The organism is Natrinema sp. 1APR25-10V2, assembly GCF_031626495.1.
Classification (GTDB): Archaea; Halobacteriota; Halobacteria; order Halobacteriales; family Natrialbaceae; genus Natrinema.
This window is the reverse complement of record NZ_JAMQOJ010000003.1, coordinates 150,345-174,672: the sequence shown is the minus strand read 5'-3', so window position 1 is coordinate 174,672 and position 24,328 is coordinate 150,345. Positions and strand designations below refer to the sequence as shown.

Below are 24,328 nucleotides of genomic sequence, written 5' to 3'. Positions count from 1 at the left end.
CCCGCTCGAGCGGCAAACTGACGAGAACAAGCGCGGTTCGGCGATCTAGAGCTTCTGGCCCAGTTTCTCGCGGCTGATGCGGATGCCGGTCGGCGTGATGATCATCTGGTCGTCGCCCTTGCGGACGATGTCGCCGTCGACCTCCTGAGCGACCTGCCGGAGTTCGTCGACGATGTGTTCGACGGTGCTGTCCTCGGTTCGCAGGCGCGTGATGTCCGCGATGACGATGTCGCCGTCGTAGACGGCGTCTTTGATATCGATCGCGTCGGCCTTGCTGTTGACCTCCGCGATGTGGACTTGCATCGTCGCCGCTGCCGACTCCGTCGAGATGTCCTCGAGGTCCAGTTCGGCGTAATCCTCGACGGTCCGCGACTGACTGCCGCCGAGAATTTTGCTCATGAGTCCCATTGACGGTATCCACCGCCGCCGCCAGTATAGTTCTTACGTCAGACACACTCCCCTCGGTGGAACCGTCACGGTCGCTGATGCGTGATCGCTGTACTTCGCGAGCGATCCGGTAGTCGAGACGACGAAATCGGCGTTGGTCGCCCTCGTCACCGAACGGCCGGCAGCCGCTCGATTCGGCTCCTCGAGATGACGGTCGTCCACACCGAGGCATTTAATTACGACATTATCGAAGCGTAGTTTATGACCTTCAGCATCTGCGTGCGCGAGGATTACGAGACCGGCGACGGGGAATCACACTGCCGGTTCGGCGTCGCAGTGACGACGCGACTGCCGGGTGTGGGTACGCTCTGCCCGTTCGTCAGCGAGCGTGGAGCCATCGCGACCCAGAGCCTGGTCAACGTCGACCTCGGCGAGCGCGGCCTCGCGTACGTCGACGACGGGCTCGCCGTCGACGATGCGCTCGAGGCGCTGCTCAACGCCGACGACGGGGCGTCCCAGCGCCAGGTCCACGGGGTCGACGGCGAGACGACATTCGCCTTCTCCGGCGAGGGCTGCGTCGACTGGTACGGCCGCCGCGAGGGCGACCACTACACCGTCGCGGGAAACATGCTGACCGGCGAGGCGGTGCTCGAGGCGGCCGCCGAGGCCTACGAGGCGAGCGCGGTCCACGGCGCGGTGGATCCGTCGACCGGCTCGAGCGCCGTGACCGAAGACGTCGACGCCGACCCGCTCGCGAAGCGGCTGATCGACGCGCTGGCGGCCGGCGATCGCGAGGGAGGGGACAAGCGCGAGGAACTGCCGGTTCAGAGCGCGGCGGTGGTCGTTGCATCGACGGAGTCACACGCCGTCGCGGCGCCGTATAACGACCTGCGGATCGACGCGACCGAGACGCCGATCGCGGACCTCCGGGAGACCTACGACCTCGCAGTGCGGGGCTATCGCGACATGCTCGCCCAGTACGAGGGCGCGTTCGAGGCGGATTCGCTGGACGAAGCCGGAGAACAGTAGAAACAGCGAGGACTGAACGCGGGCAGCGTCCGTCTCGCGAGCGAGGTCGAGATCAGTCGTCCGCAGTGATCTCCCGGCCTTCAACTGACTCGAGGGACATCGGCTCGTCTTCCCACTCGATCTCGAGGCGGTGTCGCGAGAGGTAGGGAGCGAGCGTCGCCGCCGACAACAGCCCGCGGTAGACGCCGTCGTCGATGACGGGGAGGTGTTTGACGCCGGCGGTGCGCATCGTTTCGGCGGCTTCGGAGAGCGTCGCGTCCGGCGTGATCGTCGTCACCGGCGTCGACATGAACTGCCGAACCGGGGGCTGCTCGTCCGTTTCCGCGACCAGTGCGACGATGTCGGACTCGGTGACGATACCGACGATCGACTCGTCGCTGAGAACCACGAGCGCCGGCACCTCGGTTCGACGGAGCTGTTGGGCTGCCTCGGTCAGGGGCGTTTCAGGCGAAATCGTCCGCGCCGACTCGAGGGAGACGGTTTCGACAGTGGTTTCGATCATGGTCGATCCGTGATTCCAGACCATACCATATAACGCTAGTGGACAAGTGCCACACAAGACCTAGTATTGCTAGGATACTGTGTCCAGTAATAGGCTATTACGCAACATTCGTATTCAATTGTAACTGTTTCCAAAACGGACGTATTTTGGAAGGGGTGTCTCGACGGCGCGAGCTACCCGGTGAACTCGTAGAGTTCGTCGCCGACGTGGTGCAGCGAGTCGACGACCTTCCCCTCGTCGCCGACCATGTCCGCGCCGTCGACGCGGGCGCGGCCGACCGCGAGCACCTTTCCGTGGGATTCCTCGGCGATCACGACCAGATCGTCGGGGGAGATGTCGTCGGTCGCCTCCGTGATGCCCGGACGCATCACGTCGGCCCCGTCGCTGACGAACGAAATAGCTCCCGCGTCGACGGTGACCAGCCGCTTCTCGGGTTCGTAGGCATTCGCCCCGCGAACCGTGAGAAACGGCTCCTCGTCGAAGTACGCGACCTGCGGTTCGCCGTCGATAAGAACGACCTCCCAGTCGGTGTCCTCGAACTCGACGCGCTCGTACGTGTCGCCTTCGGGCGAGACGCCGAGATGGTCCTCGAGCGCCGTCTCGAGGTCGGAGACGGCGTCACTGCGAAGATGGTGTCGCGATTTGACCTGCATACTCGCGCTACCGCCCGGACGCATTTAATAGGTTAGATTCGATGCGAGTTGCGGATCGGCGAGAGAGCACTGCGGTCTGACTCGAGATGCCGGCCACAGGCGATCACGGGGAAACCACTATTCCGTCGGGGCTGGTAGGACGACGGGCTTCGCCCGATGGCCAGCGAGTACGTCTTCATCAGCGACCTCCACATGGGCGGCGACGAACAGCTCACGGCGCTTGACTTCGAGGACGAACTCTGCGACTTTCTCGCGGACCTCGAAGCACGCGGGGGAGACGTCGAACTGATTGTCAACGGCGACGCGTTCGGCCTGTGGGAGTACGCCGAGGTGACGGGGCCGGCAAAGCTCGAGCGGGTGATCGACGACCACCCGCGCGTGTTCGAGCAGCTCCGTGCGACCGGGTCGGAGATCGACGTCACGCTCATTCCGGGCAACCACGACTACGATCTCGCCTGTTACGACGCACACGTCGATCGCCTCGCGGAGTTCAACGTCTCGCTCGAGCAAGAGGTCGCGATCACCCGCGAGGTGGGCGACGCCCGGATCTGGATCGAACACGGTCAGCAACACGACGCGAACAATCGGCTGCCCGACTGGGGGAACCCCGACGCGCTCCCGGTCGGCTACTTCGTCGTCCAGCGGATCGTCGCCGCGGCCGGCCGCTACTCCGGCCGGGCGAGAGGCGACTGGCTGCGCGACATCCAGTCGGTCGCCCCGATGGAGGAGATTCCGCGCTGGCTCCTCTCGAACTACTTCTACCGGGAGATGAGCCCCTATCTGCGCGCGGTGGTCGTCCCGCTGCTGCTCTTTTTCAACCTCACGCTCGTCTACCTGTTCGGCACCGTCCTCGAGACGGTCGGGATCCTCCCGGCGCAGTTTTTCACCGACAATCCGGTGGTCAACGCGCTCGGGGTCGCCGCGTACGTCCTCGAGCTCATCGTCGCGATCAACCTCGTAATCATCGCGATCCTGCTGTTGCTCGCGATCCCGCTGTGGTTCTTCAGACGGGATCTGAAGCGCACCCTCGAGCGCTTCGGCGTCTTGCTCTCCGGCGTCCGCGTCGGTCAGGGCGACGAACCCTTCCTGAACGCGGCCAGAGCGGTCTTCGAAGCGAACCCCGACGTCGCGGTCTTCGTCTACGGGCACACCCATCGCGCGTCGGTCACCGAGTGGGGCGATCGGGTCGTCGTCAACACGGGTACCTGGCTGAAGAAGCTCCGGCACGTCGAAACGTGGTTCTCGCGCCTCCCCGGCGTGTACTACCCCTCATTTCGACTGAACTACGTTCGGATCTTCGCCGACGGCGATCGAGTCGTCGTCGAGTACGAGGAGATCGACGCCGAGCAGTCGATCGATCTCACCCGCTTCCAGCGACTGGTCGCGCGCCGGCCGCCGGAACCGACCTCCATTCCGACGCGTACCGTGATCGATCCGGACGGGCCGCTCGAGCTACCCGCCGCGGAATCGGGTCGCGATGCCGACCTCGAGCAGCGAGTCGCTGCCAGCAACACCGACGCTGCCGCGGGCTCGAGCGCGGGAGAACGTGGGGACGACGAGCGCGACCGACCGTGAATTGCGCCGACGGACTCCGGGACGCGACGGAGCGCACCTGTTCGCTCGGACGAGGCGGATCGACTGATCGATCGTCCGCGTCAGCGCGACGACGAAATGTGCCAATCGCTAAGTAGTCCTACGTCTATAGCGCGTATATGTGGTTCTCCCGGAACCGCACGGAGACGGTGACCTGCCTCGCCTGTGGCACCGAGCGCCCGCGCGACGAGGCCCGCGAGTACGACAAGTACGGCGACCGCTGGGACCGCGCGGACAAGACGTTCGAACACCTGTGTAAGTCCTGCCACCGCGAGCTCTGTCACCACCCGCGCGACGAACTCGAGGCGCTACTCGTCGATCTCGAGGCCGGCGAGCGGAGTCGGGAGGCCTTTCTCGCGAGTTATCTCGCGGCGGTCGAGGAGCGCTACGGCACGCTCGAGGAGGAGTACTGACCGCCGAACCGGCTGATTCGAGCCGAATTACCTCCAGGTGGCCGAGTTCCGTGCCCGGCCGCCCCTACCGTCCGTCCACCGTCGATGCGACGAGCGCCGACTCTGCCTTCCGCAGCAGTTCGCCGGCCGTGCTACTGGCGCAGCCGAGTTCGTCGGCGACGTCGGCGACGCTGCCGGTCCGGGGCACCTCGTAGTACCCGACGGCGGCGGCGGCCTCGAGCGCCTCCCGCTGGCGATCGGTCACCGCCGCCGGCGGCGAGCGACGGTCGAAATCGCCGACCCGCTCGAGAGTGCCGTCGGCCAGACGGGTCAGTTCGTCGTAGAACGCGGTCAGCGCCTCGGCCCGGCCGACGGCTTCGAACCGCACCGTTCCGTCGCCGTGGAACGCGATCGGCGGCAGGAAGACGACCCTCGAGTCCGAGACGAGCGTCAGCACTGCCTCCTCGAACTCGTAGGTCGTCTGGTGGACGAAGACGTAGGTTCCGTCGTCACCAGCGACGAAATCGGTCGTCTCGACGCTGTCGACGGAGGTCAGCACCTCGGCGGCGGTGTCCTGCCCGCAGTCGAACCAGAGTAGCGTCGTCACGGTCCCCATCGGCCCCCACATCAGGAGCTCCGCGATCGATACGCCGTCTACCCTCGCGAGCCGGCGGTGCAACGGGTGTGCGATCGTATCCGGATACGTGACGCGAAACGACGCTCGCTTCATCGTCCGACGATCTCCGCACCACTACTTAAAGCTCCGCATCTATCCGGGAGAATTCCCACTGTCGTTCGGGGAGAAGTACTGTCCGATGGCACACAGGCTCTCCGAGCGGGCGAGCGATCGATCGTCGCTCGAGGCGGAGTCGACGGAGATGGATGCGGGGGAGAGGAATTCGGTATCGACCGTCACGGTCGACGACCGGGGAGAGGTTGCGTACGCGGCGTACGGCGATCCGGACGGAACGCCGGTCGTCGCCCTCCACGGTACCCCCGGCTCGCTTATCTTCGGACAGTTGTTCGACGACTGCGCACAGGAGCAGGGCGTTCGAATCCTCGCACCGGAGCGACCGGGCTACGGCCGATCACCGCCGTGGCCCGACCGGGACCTCGCCGATACCGGGTCGATCGTCGCCGCGGTGCTCGCGGACGCCGGGGTCGACCGCGCCGGCCTGATCGGCTTCTCCGGCGGCGGGCCGCACGCGCTCGCGGTCGCCGCGACGCACGGCGACCTCGTCGAGCGGGTCGACGTCGTCTCCGGCGCGCCGCCCTGGTCGCGCGTCTCCGAGAAACCCGCCGTCCATCGGTTCCTCGGACTACTGGCGACGAAGACGCCGTCGCTTCTGAAGGGGCTGCTCAGGGGGCAGACGTGGGCCGCCGGCCAGTTGCCACCGTCGTTCGTCCTCGCACAGTATACGACGGCGGCGGAGCGAGCCGAGATCCCGGCTGACGCGGCGGCCTGCGTTCGTCGCGACTTTTGCGAGGCGCTCGCGACTCACCGGGAGGGGTTCGTAACCGAAACTCGCCTGTTCGCGACGCCGTGGGAGATTTCGCTCGCTGCGGTCGACCGACCGGTCCGGCTCTGGCACGGCGACGGCGATGCGAACGCGCCCCTCGAGGGCGCTCGGCGGCTCGCAGACGACCTGCCGAACGCCGATCTGACGGTGCTCGAGGGGGCGGGCCATCTGACCGCGCTGCTCCGAAGCAGAGAACAGTTACTCCGCCAATACGGGCGATCGGACGGCGAATAGCGCCCTCGTGGGGCCGCGAGCGGTCCGGGCTTCCTCGTCCCCGTCCCGACACGACTTTCACCCTTACGTCCGTAGGCGACGTTATGAGCGACGACGCACAGGCCGACGCCGGTACGGCCGAAGGGCAGGGTCCCGTGGAGATCTCGGAGGACCTCGCGCGCCACCTCGAGAACAAGCGCGAGGAGCTGTTCGAGAAGTTCGAGCTACGCGACGAGTTTCCGCCGGAGGTCCTCGATGAGGCCGAAGCCCGAACGGAGGGCGTGACGGCCGAAATCGAGGACGAGATCGACGATCGAACGGACCTGCGCGACCTGACGACCTGGACGACGGACCCGATCGACGCCCAGGACTTCGACGACGCCATCTCGATCGAGGAGCGCGAGGACGAGTACGTCCTCTGGGTCCACATCGCCGACGTGACCCACTACGTCAACCCCGACACGGCGATGTGGGACGAGGCCGTCGAACGGGGCAACACGGTCTATCTCCCCGGTTACACGGTCCACATGCTGCCGCCGGTGCTGGCCGAGACGGTCTGCTCGCTGGTCCCCAACGAGGACCGGCTGGCCCACACCGTCGAGATGCACCTCGACAAGGAGCATCTGAGCTACGAGAACATCGAGATCTACAAGTCCGTCATCGAGTCCGACGAGCGGCTCACCTACTCGCAGGCCGAAAACCGGCTCGAGGACCCCGACGCGCCCCTCCACGAGGAGAACACGCTGGTCTACGAACTGGCCGACCGGATGCACGAGCAGCGCAAGGAGGACGGCTCGCTCGTCTTGAATCCCTCGCGGGACCGCGCCCACACCATCATCGAGGAGTGCATGCTGAAGGCCAACAAGGCCGTCACGCACGAGCTCATGTGGAACCGTGGCGTCGAGGCCATGTACCGGGTCCACCCCCAGCCCAGCCCCGACGAGTGGTCCGAAGCCCTCCAGGAGATTCAGGATCTGGACGGCGTCTCGATCCCCGGCAGTACGTGGGACGACCCCCGGAAAGCGGTCAACGCGACGCTCGAAGAGGCCCCCGGCCGTCAACTGGACAAGATCCAGTGGGCCGTGATGAAGGTGATGCCCCGGGCGCGATACATGAACGACCCGTTCGGCGGTCACCACGCGCTGAACTTCGAGATCTACGGCCACTTCACCAGCCCCATCCGCCGTCTGTCGGACCTGATCAACCACTGGATCGTCTACCAGAACGACGTGCCCGAGAACCTCGTCGAACTCTGTGATCGCGCCAGCGACAAACAGAAAGACGCCGAGCAGTGCGAGCGCGAGTACAAGACCTTCCTCCAGGAGGTCGGCCTCGACCCGATGGCGGTCAACAACCGCGGGATCGAAGTCGTCGACGAGAGCGAGGCCGACCGAACGCTGTGAGGGAGGTCGTCCGAGACGGCAAAGCCGTCTCGTGATCCCGAAAATTGCCGATTTTCGAGGACCTCGGCACAGCGAGCGGAGAGCGTAGCGAGCCGCGAGCAGAACGAGGAAGAGGCAGAAAAAACGCTGTAGACGCGATCACACTCGTTTTCGCTACAGTCCCTCGCGCTCGAGGAACGTCAGCACCGCCTCCGTAAACCGCTCGTCGGGGACGGTCGTCAGGTGGTCGGCGTCGTCGACGACGACGACCTCGCTGTTGGGAAAACCGTCCGCGAGCGGTTCGGGATCGCCCGTAATATCGTCGTGCTCGCCCGCGACGATCGATACTGGGTGCTCGACCTGCGCAATCTCGTCCCAGTCCGCGGGCGCGGTTCGCGTCCGGGCGCAGGCCGCGAGCGCCTCGAGGTCGTTGTCCGTCGTCTCCGCGAAGACGCGGAACCGCTTGCCGACCGGGTCCGTCACGTCGTCGGGGTCGTCTGCCAACAGTCCGTCGGCGATCCGGTCGCCGGCGTCGCTGGGCTCGAGCGTCGCCGCGCCGATGCCGGCCAGCACGCCGGCGTTGAACCGCGCCGGATGGCGGTACAGCGCCTCGGTACCGATGCGGCCCCCCATCGAGTAGCCGAGGAAATCGGCCCGATCGATCCCGAGGTGGTCGAGCAGGCGGACCACGTCCGCGGCCATGATATCCGTCTCGTAGGCCGCCGGGTCGTGTGGTTTCTCGCTCTCCCCGTGGCCCCGACAGTCGAGCGCTATGACTCGCCGACCGGCCTCGAGCAGCGTGTCGTCCCAGTCGCGATCGCGCCAGTTTTCGCGTCGGCTCGAGGCGAAGCCGTGGACGAGGACGATCGGCGCGGCGGAGCCGTCGTCTTCGGGGACCAGATCGTCGTACGCGAGCCGAACGCCGCCGGAATTAAATGTGTCACCCGTTGGCATGAAAGGGAGAAACATGCGGCGATACGTAACAGTTCGGCTTCCGGTATCTCGAGGAGCTCCGAAACGGCGTCCGTCACTCACCCGTCCGGGAGCGGCTTCTCGTAAACGTGTTCCTCGAGGCCCGGTCCCAGATCGGACTCGCGCGTCTCGAGGCGCTCGAAATCGTGCGATTCGTAGAACGAAACGCCGACATCGTTGCTCGCGAGGACGGCCAGCCGGAGGCGGTCGAACTCCCGCGAGAGCAGCGTCTCGAGGCGCTCGAGCAGCGCGGTGCCGAGGCCCTCGTTCCAGCGATCCGGGCGAACGTAGAGGCGCGCGAGAAAGGCCACCGACGTATCCTCGGGCCAGGGGACGGCGTGGGCGAAGCCGTCGAGTTCGGAGTCGGTCCGAGAGCCGTCCCCGGCGTCTTCGGTGGGCGCCTCGACGACGAGGAAGACGGCGTTCTCGCGGCCGTTCGTTCCCGTAATCGCCGCCTCGAGGTCGCCGATCGCGTACCAGTCGGAGACGACGTCGTCGACCCTGTCGGCTCCGAGAACGTCGTCGTAGGTGGCGTGCCAGCTCTCGCGGGCGACCTCGTGGATCGCCCAGCAGTCGTCGACCGTCGCCCGTCGGACGGTTCGCGTCACGGCGGGGCGTACCAGCGCGGCCGCCAAAAAGCAGTGCCCGACAACTACCGGATCCGTACCATCACGGAGCGGTGAACCGGCGATGGTCGACGTCGTACCGTCAGTGCGCAGGGGCGTACGTCTCCGAAAAGACGTTGAGACAGACGACGCCGCCGATGATGAGCGCGATGCCGACGAATCCGGCGACGTCGACCGACTCGTCGAATAGCGCGATGCCGATGAGGGCGGCGGCGATGATCCCCAGCGCGGACCACGTCGCGTACACGAGTCCGATCGGAAACTCCTGCAGCGTCAGACTGAGAAAGTAGAAGGAGCCGATATACCCCGCGAGAACGACGATCGTGGGGACGACGTTCGTAAAGCCGTCCGAGTATTTCAGCGCCGTCGTCCCGGTCACCTCGGCCGCGATCGCGATCCCCAAATAGAGGTACTCTCGCATACGGCGGACTAGTCATTCATCCAATGTGAATTGTTCGTTTCATTTCGGCAACTCGTTCGGCTCGTCGTTCGGCATCGGACCGACAGATACCGCCGCGGCCTCGAGCGCGGCCAGGTCGGGCGAACTCCGCCTACGGAATCGTCTCCTCGGAATCGGGCTCCGCGACGCAGTCCTCGCGCTCGGCGAGTTGCGAACACGCGTCTCGGAGGAGTCCGTCTATGATTTCGGGCGTCGTCGGGTGGTAGGCCCGCTTGGGGACCTCGCGAACGTCGAGTTTCATCTCGACGGCGAGTTGCATCGTCTTGGCCATCACGTCGGCGTGGCGGTGCAGTCCCTGATAGCCCAGCACGGTCCCGTCGGCCGCGTTGACGATCAGCGTCGCGCGGCCCTCGGGGTGGCCCTTCGTCGCGAAGACGCCGTCCGAGGAGGCCTCGCGGGTCACAACGATTTCGTCCATCTGCGTCTCCGCGGCGGTCGCGGGGGTGTGCCCGATGCGGACGAAGGGATAGACGGCCAGTCCCGAGAAGATAACGTGATGGGGGACGTTGGCGTAGGGTTCGGGATCGTCGCCCCGCTCGAGACGGACGATGTTCTCTCCCGCGGCGAATCCCTGCTCTTTCGCGACGTGGAGGATCGGCTCGCGGCCGTTGGCGTCGCCGACGACGAAGACGCGGTCGTCGCTGTCCGTCTGCATCGTCGAGGAGACCCATCCCTCGCTGGGCTCGAGACGAGTGTGCTCGAGCCCGAGCCCGTCGAGGTTCGGCTGGCGACCGGTGAACGCGTAGAGGGCGTCGGCCTCGACGATCAGTTCCTCGCCGCACCCCCGTTCGCTGGCCTCGTCTCGCTCGCCGTCGCGCGTCCGTTCGGCGATCAATCGGACGCCGCCGTCGTCGGTCGGCTCGAGGCGTTTCTCGTCGGTGGTCGTCAGCACCTCGATCCCGAAGTGGTCGCGGTAGAGCTCGAGGAGGGCGTCGCCGTACTCGGGTTCTATTTCCTCGAGCGGCCGCTCGTCGTGCTCGATCACGGTGAGGTCGACGCCGCCGATCTCGCTCAGGTAGGGCCCGAGCTCGAGGCTGATGTAGCCGTGACCCATGACGATCCCGGAATCAGGGAACGCCGTCGCGTCGAGGACATCGTCGCTCGTTCGAACGGGCACCTCGTCGATCACCGGCAGATCCGGAATATTCGGCACGGAACCGGTCGCGACGACGACGTAGTCGGTCTCGAGCCGTCGCCCGTCGACCGCGAGGACGCGATCATCGACGAACCGAGCGGTGTCGCGGATCAGTTCGACGCCCGCCCGGTCGGCGAGGTCGTGGACGTGACCGCGGCGGTGTTCGGCAAAGTCCGAGACGTGTTCGTCCTTCCGGGTAACGATTTGCTCGGGATCGGGGTCGGGCGCGCCCTCGAGTCGGTCGTCGTGACGCGCCAGATACCGGTGTTCGCCGGCCGAGAGCAGTTCCTTCGAGGGCATACAGCCGCGGAGGATGCAGAGGCCGCCGCCGGGGTCGCCGTCGTCGATCAGCGTCAGTTCGAGGTCGGCGGGCAGCGCGTCGCGTCGCTCGAGTAGTTCGTCCGCGACGGCGACGCCGGCGCTGCCGTAGGCACCGACGATCGCAACGTGTACCATAGCGGCCGTTCGGCCGCGACGCAAAAAGGGGTTCCCTCGGAACGTGCGTACTGCAGCGGTCAGCAATACAGAAGGCGGGGAGCGATCGTTATCGTCGGATCCGCGCGCCGGTGCCGATCACGAGGGCGACCAGTGCACCGCCGACGCCGAATCCGGGCGTGCTGTCGCCGCTACTGCCGGTCGAACCGTCACCGGACCCGCCGTCGTCGCCGCTCGTTCCGTCGTCGGAGCCACCGTTACCGCCGTCGATCGTCGCGGTCCGCGTCGAGAAGTGGTTGACCGCGATGTAGACCGTCGCCTGCCCCTCCGCCTGGGCGTCCTGGACCACCATGTAGCGGGACTGATCGCTTCCGATCGCGCTCTCGAGTTCGCTCCGCGAGGACGCCTTTACCGCGGCCTCGCCGTCGATGCGCACCGAGAGGTTCTCGAAGCTGCCGACGGCCTCCTCGGAGACGGTCGTCATCACGACCGTCCCCTCGTGGACGGCGCGATCGATGGTCACGTCGACCCGGTTTTTCGCCGTCTGGCTCACGTTCGCGGAGGTCTCCTGACCGTAGGTGACGGCGTCGGTCACCAGTTCGCCGCTGCGCTGCTCGGCGGTCACTTCGACGGCCGCGTTGCCTTCGGCGATCAGCGATTCCTCGTACTTCGCCCCTTCGTCGCGCTCGCCCTCGGCGTAGGAACGGAACGTCAGGGTCGCGTTCGCGCCGAGGTCGGCGGTCACGTTGCCGTCGGTGACGCCGACCTCACCGTTTCCGACCACGAGGAAGACGCCCTTCCGGTCGCCGGTCTCGACGAGGACGCGGTTCTCCGTCTCGCTGGCCTGTGCCTCGGCCGCGAGATCGGCCTCGACGTACTGGGCCTCGCCGCCGCTTTCGACGACTAAGGTGCCGCGTTGGGTGTCGTGAGCCGACAGTGTCGCGCCGCTATCGGCCGTGATCTGCGCGCTGGCCTGCGTCTGGCTCGCCACCGACAGGCCCGCGCCGTTCAGGTTCGTCGCCGCCTCGAGTCCGAGGGAGCCGTCGAGCCCGCCGCTCGAACTCGAGTCGGCCTCGCTCTGGGACTGGACGGCGACAGACGCGAAGGTCCGCTCGCCGCCGACGCGGTAGTCGGTGATCGCGTCGCCCTGCACGTCGAACGCGACGTTCGCACCGGCGTAGGCCGAGCTATCGGCACCGGCGTCGGAACTGGATTGCGCCGTGAGGGTCGCATCGGTCTCGGTACTGGCGTCGGCGTCGGCCTCGAGGCTGGTCCCGCCGTCGACCTCGGCGTCGGTCTCGATGGTCGTACTCGATCCGTCCGCAGTCGTCGCGGCTGCACCGGCCGCGGCCATCGTCACGGTGCTCGTGGCCACGAGCAGTGCAACCAGTAGTGCAGCGCCACGGTTCATTGTACGCCGTGACTTTCATCGCGCCCATAAAACCCGTTCTGGCAAATCCGTCCAAACGTCGCGGGTCCGCCGGCCGCGTCCCCGTCCCGCAATCCGCCGCTCGACCGTCGATTCGACTGCGTACCGGTCGATTCTCGGGCCGCGCTACCGCGAGATGTCCTCGCCTTTTTCTTTGACGACGGTCTCGACCTCCTCGGCGGTGACGAGCGCGACGTCGCCGGGGATCGTGCGCTTCAACGACGCCGTCGCCGCGGCGTACTCGAGGGCGGTGGGGACGTCGTCGCCGTCGAGTCGGCGGGCGATGAACGCGCCGGTGAAGGCGTCGCCGGTGCCGATCGGATCGACGGTGTCGGTCTCGTAGGCGTCGTGGTCGTGGACGACGCTGTCGTGCCAGCCGACCGCGCCGTCGGCGCCGCGGGTGACGACGACCGTCGTGAAGTCGTACTGGGAGCCGAGCTTGTGTGCGAGCTGGCGCGGGTCGCCCTCGAAGCCGAGGACGGTCCGCGCGTCGCGGGCGGCGATCACGAGGATGTCGATTCCCGGGAACAGTCGGGTCAGCGTCTCTCGAGCCTCGTCCGGCGACCAGAGCTTGCGCCGGTAGTTGAAATCGAACGCCGTCGAGGTGCCGCCCTTGCGGGCCGCCTTGAGCAGGTTCAGCGTCGTGTCCCGGAGCGTCGAGGAGAGCGCGGGCGTGATACCGGTGGTGAAGAAAACCTTGGCGTCTCGGATCCGATCGAGGTCGAATTCACGAGTCTCTGCCGTCGAGACCGCGGTGTTCTCCCGGTCGTAGATCACGTTCGTCCCGCGGGGTTTGCCCGCGTGCTCGAGGTAGTAGGTCCCCTGTCGGCCGCGGTGGCTCCAGACGACGTCGGTCTCGATGCCGTGACCCCGGAGTTCGCCGACGACGCGTCGACCCAGCGCCGTCTCTGGGACCTTCGACATCCAGGTCGCCGACGCGCCCAGCCGACTGGCCGCGATGGCGACGTTGCTCTCTGCCCCCGCGGCGCGGACCTCGAACTCGCCGGCGTTCTCAAGGCGTTCGTTCCCCGGCGGCGACAGCCGGAGCATCGTTTCTCCGAAGGTGACGATGTCGGTCACGGCTCGACCCTCCAGGTCGTGCGGCCGTGAACTGCGGTGTGGCCATCGGTCATACCCCAGTCAACGAACGGCGGTGCTATAAGTTATGGCGGTCTGTCAACGCGAAATCATGCTCGATCGACGACGAGGGACCACGGTTCGGTTCGTAGCGGCCAGCCGGCAGCGGTGGCGCACGCTGGATCGCGGTGAGCCGTTGGCGAACCGCGATTCGACCGCGTGCGAGGGATGAGTGAGCGAGGAGGGATGAACGGAGTGAATTCCCTCGCCCGCGAACGAATCGGCTGGGGAGGGCGTGGAAATCCCCTGTTGCCACGAGAGCAGGACGCTCGTGGATCTACTCCGAATCGAGAACGAGACGCACTCGAGTCCGCTTCCGGGCCGACCGGCCGACGCGCTGTCGACGGATGGTTTCGGCGGTGTGGACGCTCACCGCGCCGACCGGCCGGCTGTCCGCCGGGACTCGAGTGCGAGCCCCGATTAGTCCCCGTGAACCTCCGGAAAGAGCGCCGGCGGCACGGAACAGCCACAGGGGCTGACCAGCCCCGCCTCGGGGCCGAACGCGACCGAGATCACCACCCGTTCGCCGCACCGGGGGCAGTCGGGAAGCTGTGACTCGTCGTCTTCGCTCGCCTCGCCGGGACCACTCATCCGCCGCAACCTCTGTTCCGTCTCGAGGCCGAAGTCGGACTCGATGCTCCTCGTGGCGGGCGATTCCGCGGTCGTGCGGGACGTTTATATCCCGGTAGAATTAACGCAAACACGGCTTGTAACCCTCCAGGGGGTTGGAAGCCAAGTCTCGGGTGCCACTACACCCGGGGCGTTTCGATACAGCCCTCGTCGCGGAGACCGGCTTCCGGTTGAATTGTTGACTGATAGGAACTTATATCTGCTGAAAATGTGCTGAAAAGTTGTCGGGAGGGGATGTATTACTGAACCCCGTCCAGCGGCGACGCGACCGAAACCGCCGCCGTCTCGTCCGCCCGCTCGAGTCTCACGTCCACCCCGAATTCCGCGAGCAACTCACACCCGGCCTGGAGGTGGTCGGTCACGGCCGGCACCCGGACCCGGCCACCAGCAACGGCGAGCAAGACGAGCAACTGATCCGCCATGTGCCGGTCGACGGGCGCCACGCCCTCGAGGAAGCGGTTCGCCGCGTCCGCAGCGTCCTCGCCGACGCGCTCGGCGGGCTTGCCGCGCTCGCCCAGCGCCGAGAAGCCGGCGATTCCGGTCCCGTGATCGACGCGAATCACCAGCGCGGAGCCCGGCGACAGGCTCTCGGTGGTCGTCTCGCGGCGCTCGAGCACCTCGCCAGCCCCGGGATCCAGCCGCTCGAGCGCCCCTTCTGCCTGCCGGTGGGCCACGTCGCGGTCCGCCAGCGATTCCGACTCCGTCGAGTAGAGCCGGACGCCCTCGAACGAGCCACGCTCGAGAATAGCGATCGACTCGAGGGTCGAGGGCTCGAGCCGGAGCGTCGCCCGCCCGCCGCCGTCGGGGTAGAACCCGCGACGGTCGACCTCGCAGGTCGTTTCGACGCCGAATCGGCGGATCAGCGGGAATTTGACGCGCCGGAAATAGTCCAGCGGCGGCGACCACGCCACGTCCGTCCCGCCGGTGACCGTCACCGACAGCGGCGACTCGAGGATCGTCGCCAGCGGCAAGACGGCGTCGAACAGCAGCGTGACGCTGCCGGCGGTGCCGATGTCGACGGCGTATTCGCCGCCCTCGAGTCGTCCGTCACCTCCCTCGAGTCCCGGATCGAATTCGATCGTCTCCGCGCCGAGTTCGGCTCCCGAGACGTCGGCGTCGCAGAGATCGGCCATCGTCTCGAGCACTGCCAGGTGCTGGTGGGCCAGGCCGGGCGTCGGCCGGTCGCCGCGGACGCCCTCGAGGCGGACCGGCTCGTTCCGGAGGACCGACAGCGCGAGCGCCGTTCGGAGGAACTGGCCGCCGGCGCTCGAGCCGTCGAGCGTGCTGGTCATGGGCGATGGTTCGGGCTCGAGATACCTACCGCTGGCGACGTTGCTCGGACCGATTCGCGTCCGGTATCCGCTGTCTCGGGTGTCTCTTTCCGGTGCGTTCGAGGAGAAGAACTCGAGGCGGCTCGGTTCGGTTCGATCGGCGGGGCCGCTTCGGCCGTCAGCCGAGGAGCCAGACCAGGACCCCGACCCCGATCAGGACGATACCTGCGGTCGAGGTGATCGGCTCGGGGAAGAGAAAGAGGACGGCACCCGCGGCGACGAGCAGCGTCCCGAGCCCGTATTCGGCTTTCGCTCGGTCGAACCAGCTTCCCGAATCGTTCGTCGTCGTGTCCGCTGAATCGCCTCTCCCCCGATCCAGCAAGCCGCCGGAATCGGTCGTCGCGTCCGCTGAACCGCCTCTCGCTCGCTCGAACAGGCTGTCCGATTCGTCCGTCGGTTGGTCTTCCGACCCTCCTCTCACTCGATCCAACAAGCTTCCGGATTCGTCGTCGGTTTCCTCGGTCGTTTGATTGCGTCGCATATGTAATCATTCCTTCTAGAAGCGGAATAGTGACTGGCTTTCCGTTGCTGGCCCTTGAAATTCTCATCAGCGGTCAGACGCTTGCATCGGTTCTCGATGCCGCTCTCTGCTCGTAACACTGCTCTTTTCGGACCTTTCGTTCTCGTCGAAGTGACAGTCAGCGCCTCCCTAGCGATCCTGACAGTGTGTGTATACTTCTCCGGTCGATACATCGGTCGACTTCTCACAGGGGTGCGATCGCAGCGACGGGACCGGCCGTATTTACGCGTCTTCCAAGCATCGGGTTCCGATTGACGAATCTTTTCGGTGTTCCGGGGTAGAGATGGGAGCCAATGCGACTCTGGCGCGATCCCTTCAAACGGCGGTGGATTCTCTGGCTGACGATGGGTATCGCCTTCCTGCTGGTCAACGCGAACCGGCTCTCGACGGCAGTCCTCGCAGAGGACCTCATGGCCGCGTTCGACACGACGGGCGCGCAACTGGGGACGCTTCACGCCTTCTTCTTCTGGGTGTACGCCGCCATGCAGATTCCGACGGGCGTGCTGGCCGATCGCGTCGGCCCCCGTCGGACGGCAGCGACCGGCGCGGCGGTGATGAGCGTCGGCACGCTCGGCTTCGCGGCGGCGAACACCTACCTCGTGGCGGTGGTCGCCCGCGGGCTGATCGGGCTGGGCGGGAGCGTGATCTTCGTCTGCATCCTCCGCTTCTGTGCTAGCTGGTTTCGCGCCGACGAGTTCGCGACGCTGAACGGCCTCACGTTCACCCTCTCCGGTCTCGGCGGCGTCTTCGCGACGACGCCGCTCGCGGTCGTCGTCGGCCGCGTCGGCTGGCGGGCGGCGATCGGCTCGCTCGGTGTCGTCGGATTCGTCGTCGCCGTGGCCGTGTTCGCGCTCGTCCGCGATACCCCGGAGAAGGCCGGTTTCGAGCCGATCGAGGGCGTCCCGGAACAGGTAACGCTCACGAACGCGCGGCTCCGATCGTCTCTCGAGGACGTGCTCCGCGACCCGCTGGTCTGGGTCGTCGCGCTGATGCTGTTCTGCTCGAGCGGCGTCAACCTCACTCTGTTCGGGCTCTGGGGCGTTCCGTACGTCGTCCAGACCTACGACGTATCGGTCACGACGGCGTCGACGATCACCCTGCTCGGGGGGATCGGCATCATGACCGGCCCCCCGACGATCGGCTGGCTGTCGGACCGCCTCGAGCGCCGGATGGAGCTGATGGTGACCGGGGGCGGCTGTTTCGTCGCCTGCCTCGGGCTGATCGCGGTCGTCGGAAAGCCGCCGCTGCCCGTCGTCGGTCTCGTCTTCCTCCTGGCCGGTTTCTTGCTGGGCGCGTTCCTGCTGGGCTACGCCGTCGTCAAGGATCGCCACCCCAGCAGCGCGAGCGGGATTTCGACCGGGACAGTCAACGCCGGCGCGTTCGTCGGCGCGGCGATCCTGCCGACGGCGATGGGCTGGGCGCTCGACGCCTACTGGACCGGAACGCTCGTCGGCGGCGTCCGCGTCTACACGCCGCTTGGCTACCGGATCGCGTTCGGCATCGCCACCGCCGCCGGCGCGATCGCCTTCGGCTGTACGATCTGGCTCTACCGTCACGAACGAGCGACGCGCTCGAGCGCCGACGCGACGGACGCGACCGCCGACGGTCTCGGCGGCGAGTGACGACTCAGCCGACGCTCCGCCGCGACGCTTTTCTCGAGCCGACTACCCGTCGTGACCGGGATAGTCCCGCTCGAACCGGTCCTCGATCTCCGCCTCGTCGAACTGCACGATCACCGGCCGGCCGTGCGGGCAGGCGTAGGGGTTCTCGCAGTCGTCTAAGGCCTCGAGCAGGTCGACCACCGACCCCTCAGTCAGCGACGTGTTTCCGGTGATCGACGGGTAACAGGCCAAATCACCGAGGAACTCGTCGGCCAGCGCGTCGACCGTCTCCGCACCCTTCTCGCGGTCGCCCTCGAGAAACGACGCCAGCACGTCTCGCAGGCGATCCGGCTCGAGGGTTTCGGCGAATACGGCAGGGACGGTCGTCACCGCGACCGTCCGGTCGTTGGTCCGATCTGCGTAGAAGCCCAGCCGCGAGAGCGCCTCGCGGTAGTGCTCGAATGCCTCGGCCTCCGCCGCGGTCAGCTCGAGTTCGACCGGCTCGGCGAGCGCCTGCGCGCTCGGGTCGTCGGCGAACGCCCCCTGCAGGCGCTCGTAGTTGACCCGCTCGTCGGCGGCGTGCTGGTCGATCAGGACGAGCCCGTCGGGCGTTTCGCAGACGAGGTAGGTGTCGTGAAGCTGGCCCAGCACCCGCAGCGACGGCAGCGAGTCGAACTCGGTTTCGCCGCCCGTCGCGGTCTCGCCGGTCAGCGTCCGCTGTTCGGTGGCGGGGTCGAATTTGCGCTCGCGACCGGAAGCGCGGGAGTCCGAGCCGTGGTCCGACGCCGACCCCCGCTCGTGAGCGGAATCGGACCCGCTCGAGCCGGCTCCCGTTTCCGTCGGATCCGACGCGCTCTCGCGATCCGCGTCAGGAAGCGGGTCCGCGTTCGGCTCCGCCGGTTCCGTCGTCCGTTCGGACCGCGGCGTCGCCGTCGGCCTGTCGGTCGGCGACGATCGACCCCCGTTGACCGGCGAACTCGAGTCGGCTTCCGTCTCGGCGCTCGCGGTCGACGAACCGTCGGCCGACGCCGCGTCGCCCGTCTCAGTCTCCGATCTCGAGGCCGCGGACCCGGAATCGCCGTCGGACGCCTCGGACGGCGATCCGGCGATTTCGCTACTCCCCTCGAGCGTCGTCGCCTCGTGGTCGGGCGTGCCGGTGTCGGCCCCGCGGCCCTCGCCGGGCTCGACTGGAGCCTCACCCGGTGCCGACCGGCCGCGGGGTGCACGCGAGCGGAGCAGGCCGTGGTCGAGCAGCGCCGACTCGACGGCGGCATCGACCTGTCGGCGGACCGCATCGTCGTCGTCGAAGCGCACCTCGCGCTTTCGCGGGTGGACGTTCACGTCGACCGCGTCGCCGGGCACCTCGAGGAAGAGGGTGACGAACGGGTAGCGGTCGCCGCCGAGTTGCGTACCGTAGGCACCCATGATCCCCTCGCGGACGGCGTCGGCCGTAACGGCGCGACCGTTGACGTACGTCGCGAGGTAGTCCCGGCTCGAGCGGTTGGTCTCGGGATGGGAGACGAGCCCTGAGACGGAGTCGAGCGGCCCCGGTGGGAGCTCGTCGCCGTCGGCCTCGACGGGGATCATCGTCGAGGCGACCTCGCGGCCGTAGACGGCCAGCAGAGCGGCCTGCAGGTCGCCCTGTCCGGTCGTCGAGAACACTTCGCGGCCGTCGTGGGTCAGCGAGACGGCCACGTCGGGGTTTGCCAGCGCGTAGCGCGTGACGACGCGGTTGACGTGGGCGAACTCCGTCGCCGTCGTCTTGAGGAACTTCCGACGGGCGGGCGTGTTGTAGAAGAGGTCCTCGACCTCGACGATCGTCCCCGCCGGACAGCCGGTCGGCTCGACGCTGGTTACGTCGCCGCCCTCGTAGACGAGTTCCGTCCCCGCGCCGTCGGCGTTGCGCGGTCGCGAGCGGATGGTCAGCCGCGACACCGAGCCGATCGTGTGCAGGGCTTCGCCCCGGAATCCCAGGGTCGCGACGCCCGACTCGAGGTCCTCGAGCCCGTCGATCTTGCTCGTCGTGTGCTCGCGGACGGCAGCCCGGAGATCCGCCTCGGTCATGCCGTGGCCGTCGTCGGCGACCCGGATCAGGTCGGTGCCGCCCGACTCGACGGTGACGTCGACGCTGTCCGCATCGGCGTCGAGACTGTTCTCGACCAGCTCCTTCACCGCGCTGGCGGGCCGCTCGACCACCTCGCCGGCGGCGATGCGGGCGACGGTGTCGTCGTCGAGCCGGTGGATGTCGGTGTCGTTCTGGGATGGAGTACGTTCGTCGCTCATGGTAATACGGCGCCGGCCCGGCGACCGGATCCGACGCACTCGATTGACTGGATATCCCTACAGACGGCGGCTGGTTAGGTCTTACGTCCCGATCGGCGGAAAACGAGAGTCGTCTCGAGTCGCGCTCAGTCCTCGAGCCCGAGATCCTGCGACATCGAGTTGCCGGCGCGCGGAACGCCCTTGACCGTCACGGTCTCGCCGTTCATGAAGGAAGCGGCGGGACTCGAGAGGAACTGGGCCACGTCGGCGATCTCCTCGCCGTGGCCGATGCGGCGGTCGGCCCGCTCGCGGGGCGGCATGTCCTCGCTGTCGATGCCGAGCGTCTCGGCGACGCCGGGGGTCTGGATGAGGCCGGGCGCGATGCAGTTGACGCGGATGCCGTGTTCGGCCCACTCGACGGCCAGCGTCTCGGTCAGGCGGATGATCGCGGCCTTCGACGCGCCGTAGTGGCTCTCGCCGGGCGCGGCGTGCTGGCCGTTGACCGAGGAGAGGTTGATGATGACGCCGCCGTCGCCCTCGCGCATCACCTCGCCGGCCAGTTGCGTGCAGTGGACGGTGCTGTGGAGGTTGAGGTCGACGATCGTCTTCCAGCCGTTCTCCGAAATCTCCTCGAACGGCGCGACGAACTCGCCGCCGGCGTTGTTGACCAGGATGTCGACGTCGCCGAACTCGTCGACCGTCTCGTCGACAAGGTTCTGGACCTGATCGCGCTCGCGGACGTTACACTCGACCGCGAGGGCGTCGGCCGCATCGTCGGCCTCGTTGATCCCCTCGGCGACCGGGCCGACGCGGTCCATCGACCGCGAGCAGATCGCGACGTTCGCGCCGCCGGCCGCGAGCGTCTCCGCGATCGCCTGGCCGATTCCCTGGCTCGCTCCGGTGACGATTGCGGTCTTCCCCGCAACGTCGAAGTCAGCTTCGTGCATCGTGCTACCGAGTGCCCTAGCGGATCAAAGTTCTACCGATGGGCGACGGGCTCGCCGTCTTTCGATCGCGGCCCGCGTCACGGTTCGAACGCGGCCGCGATTCCGATCGTGGTCCGCGACTCGAGGGCGCCCCGGAGTGTGCAGGCCACTCCGTCCGGATTTCCCCGTTCGAGGGGTTTTTGAACCGCGTTCGTTTGGTAGCGTCTACTGCCGGACGCGTGACACGGTTTACTTCGGTCGCGCTCCTGCGGGATCGGGAGTTCGCGGCACTGGCCGGGACCGCCTTCGCCAGGAGTCAAGCGTACTCGACGATCCTGATCGCGCTGGCGCTGTACGCCGACCTGTTCGGCACGTCGGGATTCGTCGAGGGGCTGTTCGGCGCGATGTTCGCGGTCGTCCAGTTGCTCATCGTCCTGCCGCTCGGTCGAAACGTCGATACGGGGAACGCGAAGCGGTACCTGCTCGTCGGTTTCCTGATCAACGTCGGCGTCTTCGTCGGGTTCGTCTTCGCGAGTAGCCCGGCCCACGTCATCCTGATTCGGATGGTCCAGGGGCTCGGCGCGAGCGTCCTCTGGATTACCGGCGCGACGATCGTCGGCGAGATCAGCCCCGACGACGAGCAGGGCCGGTGGCTGGGCTCCTACAACCAGTTCGCGTCGGTCTCGTCGCTGGCCGGCGATCTGATCGGCGGCTACCTCCTCTACGCCTACGGCTTCACCGCGACGTACGCCGTCCTCTCGGCGATCACACTCGGCGCGTTCGTCCTCGTCTTCGCGTTCCTCCGGGACAACCCCGGCGGCCGGAAAGATCCGGAAGAGGCGGGCGGCGCGGAGACGTTCCGATCGCTACTCGGCCTCCCGATGCTCCGGGCGCTGGTCGGCTTCCGCTTTTTCTTCAGCTTCGGCAAGATGGCGGTGATCCTCTTCCTCCCGATCTACGCGCGGACGAGTTTCGGCATCTCCGCGTTCGCCATCGGCTGGATCATGGCCGGGGGCAAGCTCACCAAGGCGCTGAGCCAGGGGTTCGTCGGGAACCTCACCGATAGCTACGGCCGGCGCCACTACTTCGTCGCCACCGGTGCGATCCTGTACGGCCTCGGGACCGCGGCGATCCCGCTGGCCGCGTACGCCGAGGGGCGGATCGACCCCGTCGCGGTGACGTTCCACGGCGACACGCAACTCCTCGGCGGGGCCTTCTTCGCGCTCTTTGCGGCCTACTCCCTGCTCGGCGTCGCCGACTCCATCCGCCTGCCCGCCAGCATGTCGCTGTTCGTCGACGAGGGCGAGGAGTATGACTCCGTCGCCAGCGCCATGTCGCTGCGCTCGCTGGCCTGGAAGGTCGGGCAGGTCACCGGCCCCGTCCTCGTCGGCACGACGATGGATTTCGTCTCCACGGAGGCCGGCTTCTACCTCGCCGCCGGCTTCATCGTCGTCGCCACCACCGGCTTCGTGGTAACCGCCCGGCGCGCCCACGCGAAGCGCGTCGTGGCAGAGGGGGCCTCGCCGGGCGACTGATTCGTGGCGACCGCCTCCGTTCCGCGACTCTCTCGAGAGGCACGTCGCGTCGGTCGACCGTCCTCGATTTTCAGCGGCGCATACCCACGGGAAACGCTTTGGTAGACCCCGTGTTATAGAATGGCATGGATACAGCGGGTGCAGTCGACGCGATCCACGTCGCCCCGGAGGCCGGCGCCGAGATGCGAGCGCTCGAGGAGGCGCGAGCCGTCGCCGGCAAGGGGCTCGAGGGCGATCGGTACTTCGACCAGGCGGGATCGTGGTCCGGCGAGAAGGGACGCGACCTCCCGCCGGAGGACAGGGCGCTAACGCTCTTCGAGGCGGAGACGCTCGACGTCCTCGAGCGGGACGCCGGGATCGACCTCGAGCCGGCCGACCACAGACGGAACGTCACCACGAGGAACGTCGCCGTCGACCACCTCCTCGACGAGCGGTTCCGGATCGGGGACGCGGTCTGCGAGGGCGTCGAGATCTGCGAGCCGTGCGCGTACCTCGAGTCGCTCACCGAAGAGGGCGTTCTCAGCGCGCTCGTCCACCGAGGCGGTCTGAACGTTCGCATCGTCTCCTCGGGGGAGATCGCGGTCGGTGACCCGATCACCGTCCTGTAGTAGGGCGGTGCGCTACGGGAGCGCCGCGAGTCGAGTCCGGCCGCACTGCCGGTCCGCCGCAGCGGGACGGCGACTGCCAGCGTCGGCCTTTTCGGCTCCACGGCCGTCCACCGGATATGGACCTGCGACGGGCCGGCTCCGTCGCTCGAGACGTCGTCGCCGTGATCCGCGATCGCAACGTGACGTTCATGGCCGGCAGCATCGCGCACGCCGCGTTCCTCTCCCTGCTCCCGCTCTTGCTCGTGCTGTTGCTCGTCGCCGGGGCGGTCGGCAACGAGTATCTGACGGACCAGCTCGTCTCGCTGTCGCAGACGTACGTCAGCCCCGCGGGCCAGGGGCTGGTGTACGAGGCGCTGACGAGGGCGTCCGACCGCTCGGGCGCGTCGCTCATCGGTCTCGTCTCGCTGCTGTGGGGGATGTTTCGCGTCTTTCGGGGCCTGAAAACCGCGTTCGACGAACTGTACGGCGAGGGTGAGAACAGGCTTCGCGAGAAACTCGTCGACGGCGGCGTCGTCTTCGTCGTTATCCTGCTCGCGACCGTCGGCGTCGGCTTCGCGACTGCGGTGCTTGCGTCTATCGACCATCCCGTCGTCCTGGCGCTAACGCCGCTCGTCCTCTTCGTCGGGCTGACCGTCGCCTTCTTTCCCGTCTACTACGTCTTTCCGTCACCGGACGTGTCGTCGCGCGAAGCCCTGCCGGGAACCGTCATCGCCGCCGCGGGCTGGGTCGTCCTCGAGGCCGTCTTCGGGATCTACGCGGATCTCGTCAACACCGTCGGGACGTTCGACACTTTCGGAGCGATCATTCTCCTCCTCATCTGGCTCTACGCCACCGCGTTCGTCCTCCTGGTCGGTGCGGCGGTCAACGTCGTCGTCGGCGATCGAACTCCCGACGCGGGGTCCGCTGCAGGCGACGAACAGCAATCGACCACGTCCCTTCGAACGTGAACCGGCGCGCGTCACGCCGTCCGATCGCTGACCGGAGTCGACGCCGGCCCGGCCCGCGAGTCGGTGAAAAGGCTAAGTCCGACCCGGCCTTCGGTACCACCGG

Annotated in this window: 24 protein-coding genes; 9 read left to right on the top strand and 15 right to left on the bottom strand. The window is 67.3% G+C overall.

The genetic code is table 11. From position 1 onward, the window contains the following. Positions 1 to 45 precede the first annotated feature (45 nt). On the bottom strand, positions 46 to 408 hold the full coding sequence (gene sepF, locus NDO75_RS10215; protein ID WP_310906090.1) for a cell division protein SepF: 363 nt from the start codon (positions 406 to 408) through the stop codon (positions 46 to 48). Positions 409 to 648: 240 nt separating this feature from the next. On the opposite strand from sepF, the gene NDO75_RS10210 reads away from it, so the two are divergent. Next, a complete protein-coding gene (locus NDO75_RS10210) occupies positions 649 to 1,416 on the top strand; it encodes a DUF1028 domain-containing protein (protein WP_310906089.1) in 768 nt (255 codons plus the stop codon). A gap of 52 nt (positions 1,417 to 1,468) precedes the next feature. Here NDO75_RS10210 and NDO75_RS10205 read toward each other — a convergent pair whose 3' ends face one another. After that, positions 1,469 to 1,918, bottom strand: a complete 450-nt coding sequence (locus NDO75_RS10205) for a CBS domain-containing protein (RefSeq protein ID WP_310906087.1) — start codon at positions 1,916 to 1,918, stop codon at positions 1,469 to 1,471. A gap of 173 nt (positions 1,919 to 2,091) precedes the next feature. Further along, positions 2,092 to 2,571: an RNA-binding protein gene (locus NDO75_RS10200; protein ID WP_310906085.1), complete on the bottom strand. Its 480-nt coding sequence runs from the start codon at positions 2,569 to 2,571 to the stop codon at positions 2,092 to 2,094. 156 nt (positions 2,572 to 2,727) lie between these two features. Between NDO75_RS10200 and NDO75_RS10195 the strand changes: the two genes are divergently transcribed. Beyond that, complete coding sequence (locus tag NDO75_RS10195) at positions 2,728 to 4,146, top strand: metallophosphoesterase (RefSeq protein WP_310906084.1); 1,419 nt, start codon at positions 2,728 to 2,730, stop codon at positions 4,144 to 4,146. A gap of 137 nt (positions 4,147 to 4,283) precedes the next feature. Continuing rightward, a complete protein-coding gene (locus NDO75_RS10190) occupies positions 4,284 to 4,577 on the top strand; it encodes a hypothetical protein (RefSeq protein ID WP_310906083.1) in 294 nt (97 codons plus the stop codon). Positions 4,578 to 4,641: 64 nt separating this feature from the next. On the opposite strand, the gene NDO75_RS10185 is transcribed toward NDO75_RS10190, so the two are convergent. Continuing rightward, entirely contained in the window at positions 4,642 to 5,286 is a 645-nt protein-coding gene (locus NDO75_RS10185) for a helix-turn-helix domain-containing protein (RefSeq protein WP_310906082.1), read from the bottom strand. 85 nt (positions 5,287 to 5,371) lie between these two features. Here NDO75_RS10185 and NDO75_RS10180 point away from each other — a divergent pair, with 85 nt between their 5' ends. Together NDO75_RS10180 and NDO75_RS10175 are read left to right on the top strand one after the other, a co-directional pair. Further along, positions 5,372 to 6,310 carry an alpha/beta hydrolase gene (locus NDO75_RS10180; protein WP_310906080.1) on the top strand — a complete coding sequence of 313 codons (939 nt, stop codon included), beginning with the start codon at positions 5,372 to 5,374 and terminating at the stop codon, positions 6,308 to 6,310. Positions 6,311 to 6,393: 83 nt separating this feature from the next. Beyond that, positions 6,394 to 7,692, top strand: a complete 1,299-nt coding sequence (locus NDO75_RS10175) for a ribonuclease R (protein ID WP_310906078.1) — start codon at positions 6,394 to 6,396, stop codon at positions 7,690 to 7,692. Between the two features lie 153 nt (positions 7,693 to 7,845). Here NDO75_RS10175 and NDO75_RS10170 read toward each other — a convergent pair whose 3' ends face one another. From NDO75_RS10170 to NDO75_RS10130, 9 genes are all read right to left on the bottom strand, one after another. Continuing rightward, positions 7,846 to 8,625, bottom strand: coding sequence for an alpha/beta hydrolase (locus tag NDO75_RS10170; RefSeq protein WP_310906076.1), 780 nt, complete (start codon positions 8,623 to 8,625; stop codon positions 7,846 to 7,848). 77 nt (positions 8,626 to 8,702) lie between these two features. Then, positions 8,703 to 9,251: a GNAT family N-acetyltransferase gene (locus NDO75_RS10165; protein ID WP_310906075.1), complete on the bottom strand. Its 549-nt coding sequence runs from the start codon at positions 9,249 to 9,251 to the stop codon at positions 8,703 to 8,705. Positions 9,252 to 9,351: 100 nt separating this feature from the next. Continuing rightward, positions 9,352 to 9,690, bottom strand: a complete 339-nt coding sequence (locus NDO75_RS10160) for a multidrug efflux SMR transporter (protein WP_310906074.1) — start codon at positions 9,688 to 9,690, stop codon at positions 9,352 to 9,354. A gap of 130 nt (positions 9,691 to 9,820) precedes the next feature. Continuing rightward, positions 9,821 to 11,320 (bottom strand): NAD(P)/FAD-dependent oxidoreductase, encoded by a 1,500-nt coding sequence (locus NDO75_RS10155; RefSeq protein ID WP_310906072.1) that lies wholly within the window; start codon positions 11,318 to 11,320, stop codon positions 9,821 to 9,823. An 88-nt stretch (positions 11,321 to 11,408) separates the two neighbouring features. Then, a complete protein-coding gene (locus tag NDO75_RS10150; protein WP_310906071.1) occupies positions 11,409 to 12,710 on the bottom strand; it encodes a PGF-CTERM sorting domain-containing protein in 1,302 nt (433 codons plus the stop codon). 144 nt (positions 12,711 to 12,854) lie between these two features. After that, the gene (gene kdgK1 / locus NDO75_RS10145; RefSeq protein ID WP_310906069.1) at positions 12,855 to 13,808 is read right to left on the bottom strand and encodes a bifunctional 2-dehydro-3-deoxygluconokinase/2-dehydro-3-deoxygalactonokinase; all 954 of its coding nucleotides are present in this window, start codon (positions 13,806 to 13,808) and stop codon (positions 12,855 to 12,857) included. A gap of 477 nt (positions 13,809 to 14,285) precedes the next feature. Then, entirely contained in the window at positions 14,286 to 14,456 is a 171-nt protein-coding gene (locus NDO75_RS10140; RefSeq protein ID WP_310906067.1) for a hypothetical protein, read from the bottom strand. A 278-nt stretch (positions 14,457 to 14,734) separates the two neighbouring features. Beyond that, positions 14,735 to 15,787 (bottom strand): RNA 3'-terminal phosphate cyclase, encoded by a 1,053-nt coding sequence (rtcA, locus tag NDO75_RS10135; RefSeq protein ID WP_310906066.1) that lies wholly within the window; start codon positions 15,785 to 15,787, stop codon positions 14,735 to 14,737. A gap of 157 nt (positions 15,788 to 15,944) precedes the next feature. Next, entirely contained in the window at positions 15,945 to 16,307 is a 363-nt protein-coding gene (locus NDO75_RS10130) for a hypothetical protein (protein ID WP_310906065.1), read from the bottom strand. Between the two features lie 332 nt (positions 16,308 to 16,639). On the opposite strand from NDO75_RS10130, the gene NDO75_RS10125 reads away from it, so the two are divergent. Then, complete coding sequence (locus NDO75_RS10125; RefSeq protein ID WP_310906064.1) at positions 16,640 to 17,968, top strand: MFS transporter; 1,329 nt, start codon at positions 16,640 to 16,642, stop codon at positions 17,966 to 17,968. A 42-nt stretch (positions 17,969 to 18,010) separates the two neighbouring features. Here NDO75_RS10125 and mutL read toward each other — a convergent pair whose 3' ends face one another. Together mutL and NDO75_RS10115 are read right to left on the bottom strand one after the other, a co-directional pair. Beyond that, positions 18,011 to 20,230, bottom strand: coding sequence for a DNA mismatch repair endonuclease MutL (mutL, locus tag NDO75_RS10120; RefSeq protein ID WP_310906062.1), 2,220 nt, complete (start codon positions 20,228 to 20,230; stop codon positions 18,011 to 18,013). A 125-nt stretch (positions 20,231 to 20,355) separates the two neighbouring features. Continuing rightward, positions 20,356 to 21,156: a glucose 1-dehydrogenase gene (locus NDO75_RS10115; protein ID WP_310906061.1), complete on the bottom strand. Its 801-nt coding sequence runs from the start codon at positions 21,154 to 21,156 to the stop codon at positions 20,356 to 20,358. A 218-nt stretch (positions 21,157 to 21,374) separates the two neighbouring features. On the opposite strand from NDO75_RS10115, the gene NDO75_RS10110 reads away from it, so the two are divergent. The 3 genes from NDO75_RS10110 to NDO75_RS10100 all read left to right on the top strand — a co-directional run bounded on the left by NDO75_RS10110 (position 21,375) and on the right by NDO75_RS10100 (position 24,225). Beyond that, a complete protein-coding gene (locus NDO75_RS10110; RefSeq protein ID WP_310906060.1) occupies positions 21,375 to 22,670 on the top strand; it encodes an MFS transporter in 1,296 nt (431 codons plus the stop codon). 125 nt (positions 22,671 to 22,795) lie between these two features. Further along, entirely contained in the window at positions 22,796 to 23,278 is a 483-nt protein-coding gene (locus tag NDO75_RS10105) for an MOSC domain-containing protein (RefSeq protein WP_310906058.1), read from the top strand. A gap of 116 nt (positions 23,279 to 23,394) precedes the next feature. Further along, positions 23,395 to 24,225 carry a YihY/virulence factor BrkB family protein gene (locus NDO75_RS10100; RefSeq protein WP_310906057.1) on the top strand — a complete coding sequence of 277 codons (831 nt, stop codon included), beginning with the start codon at positions 23,395 to 23,397 and terminating at the stop codon, positions 24,223 to 24,225. The last annotated feature ends 103 nt before the right edge of the window (positions 24,226 to 24,328 follow it).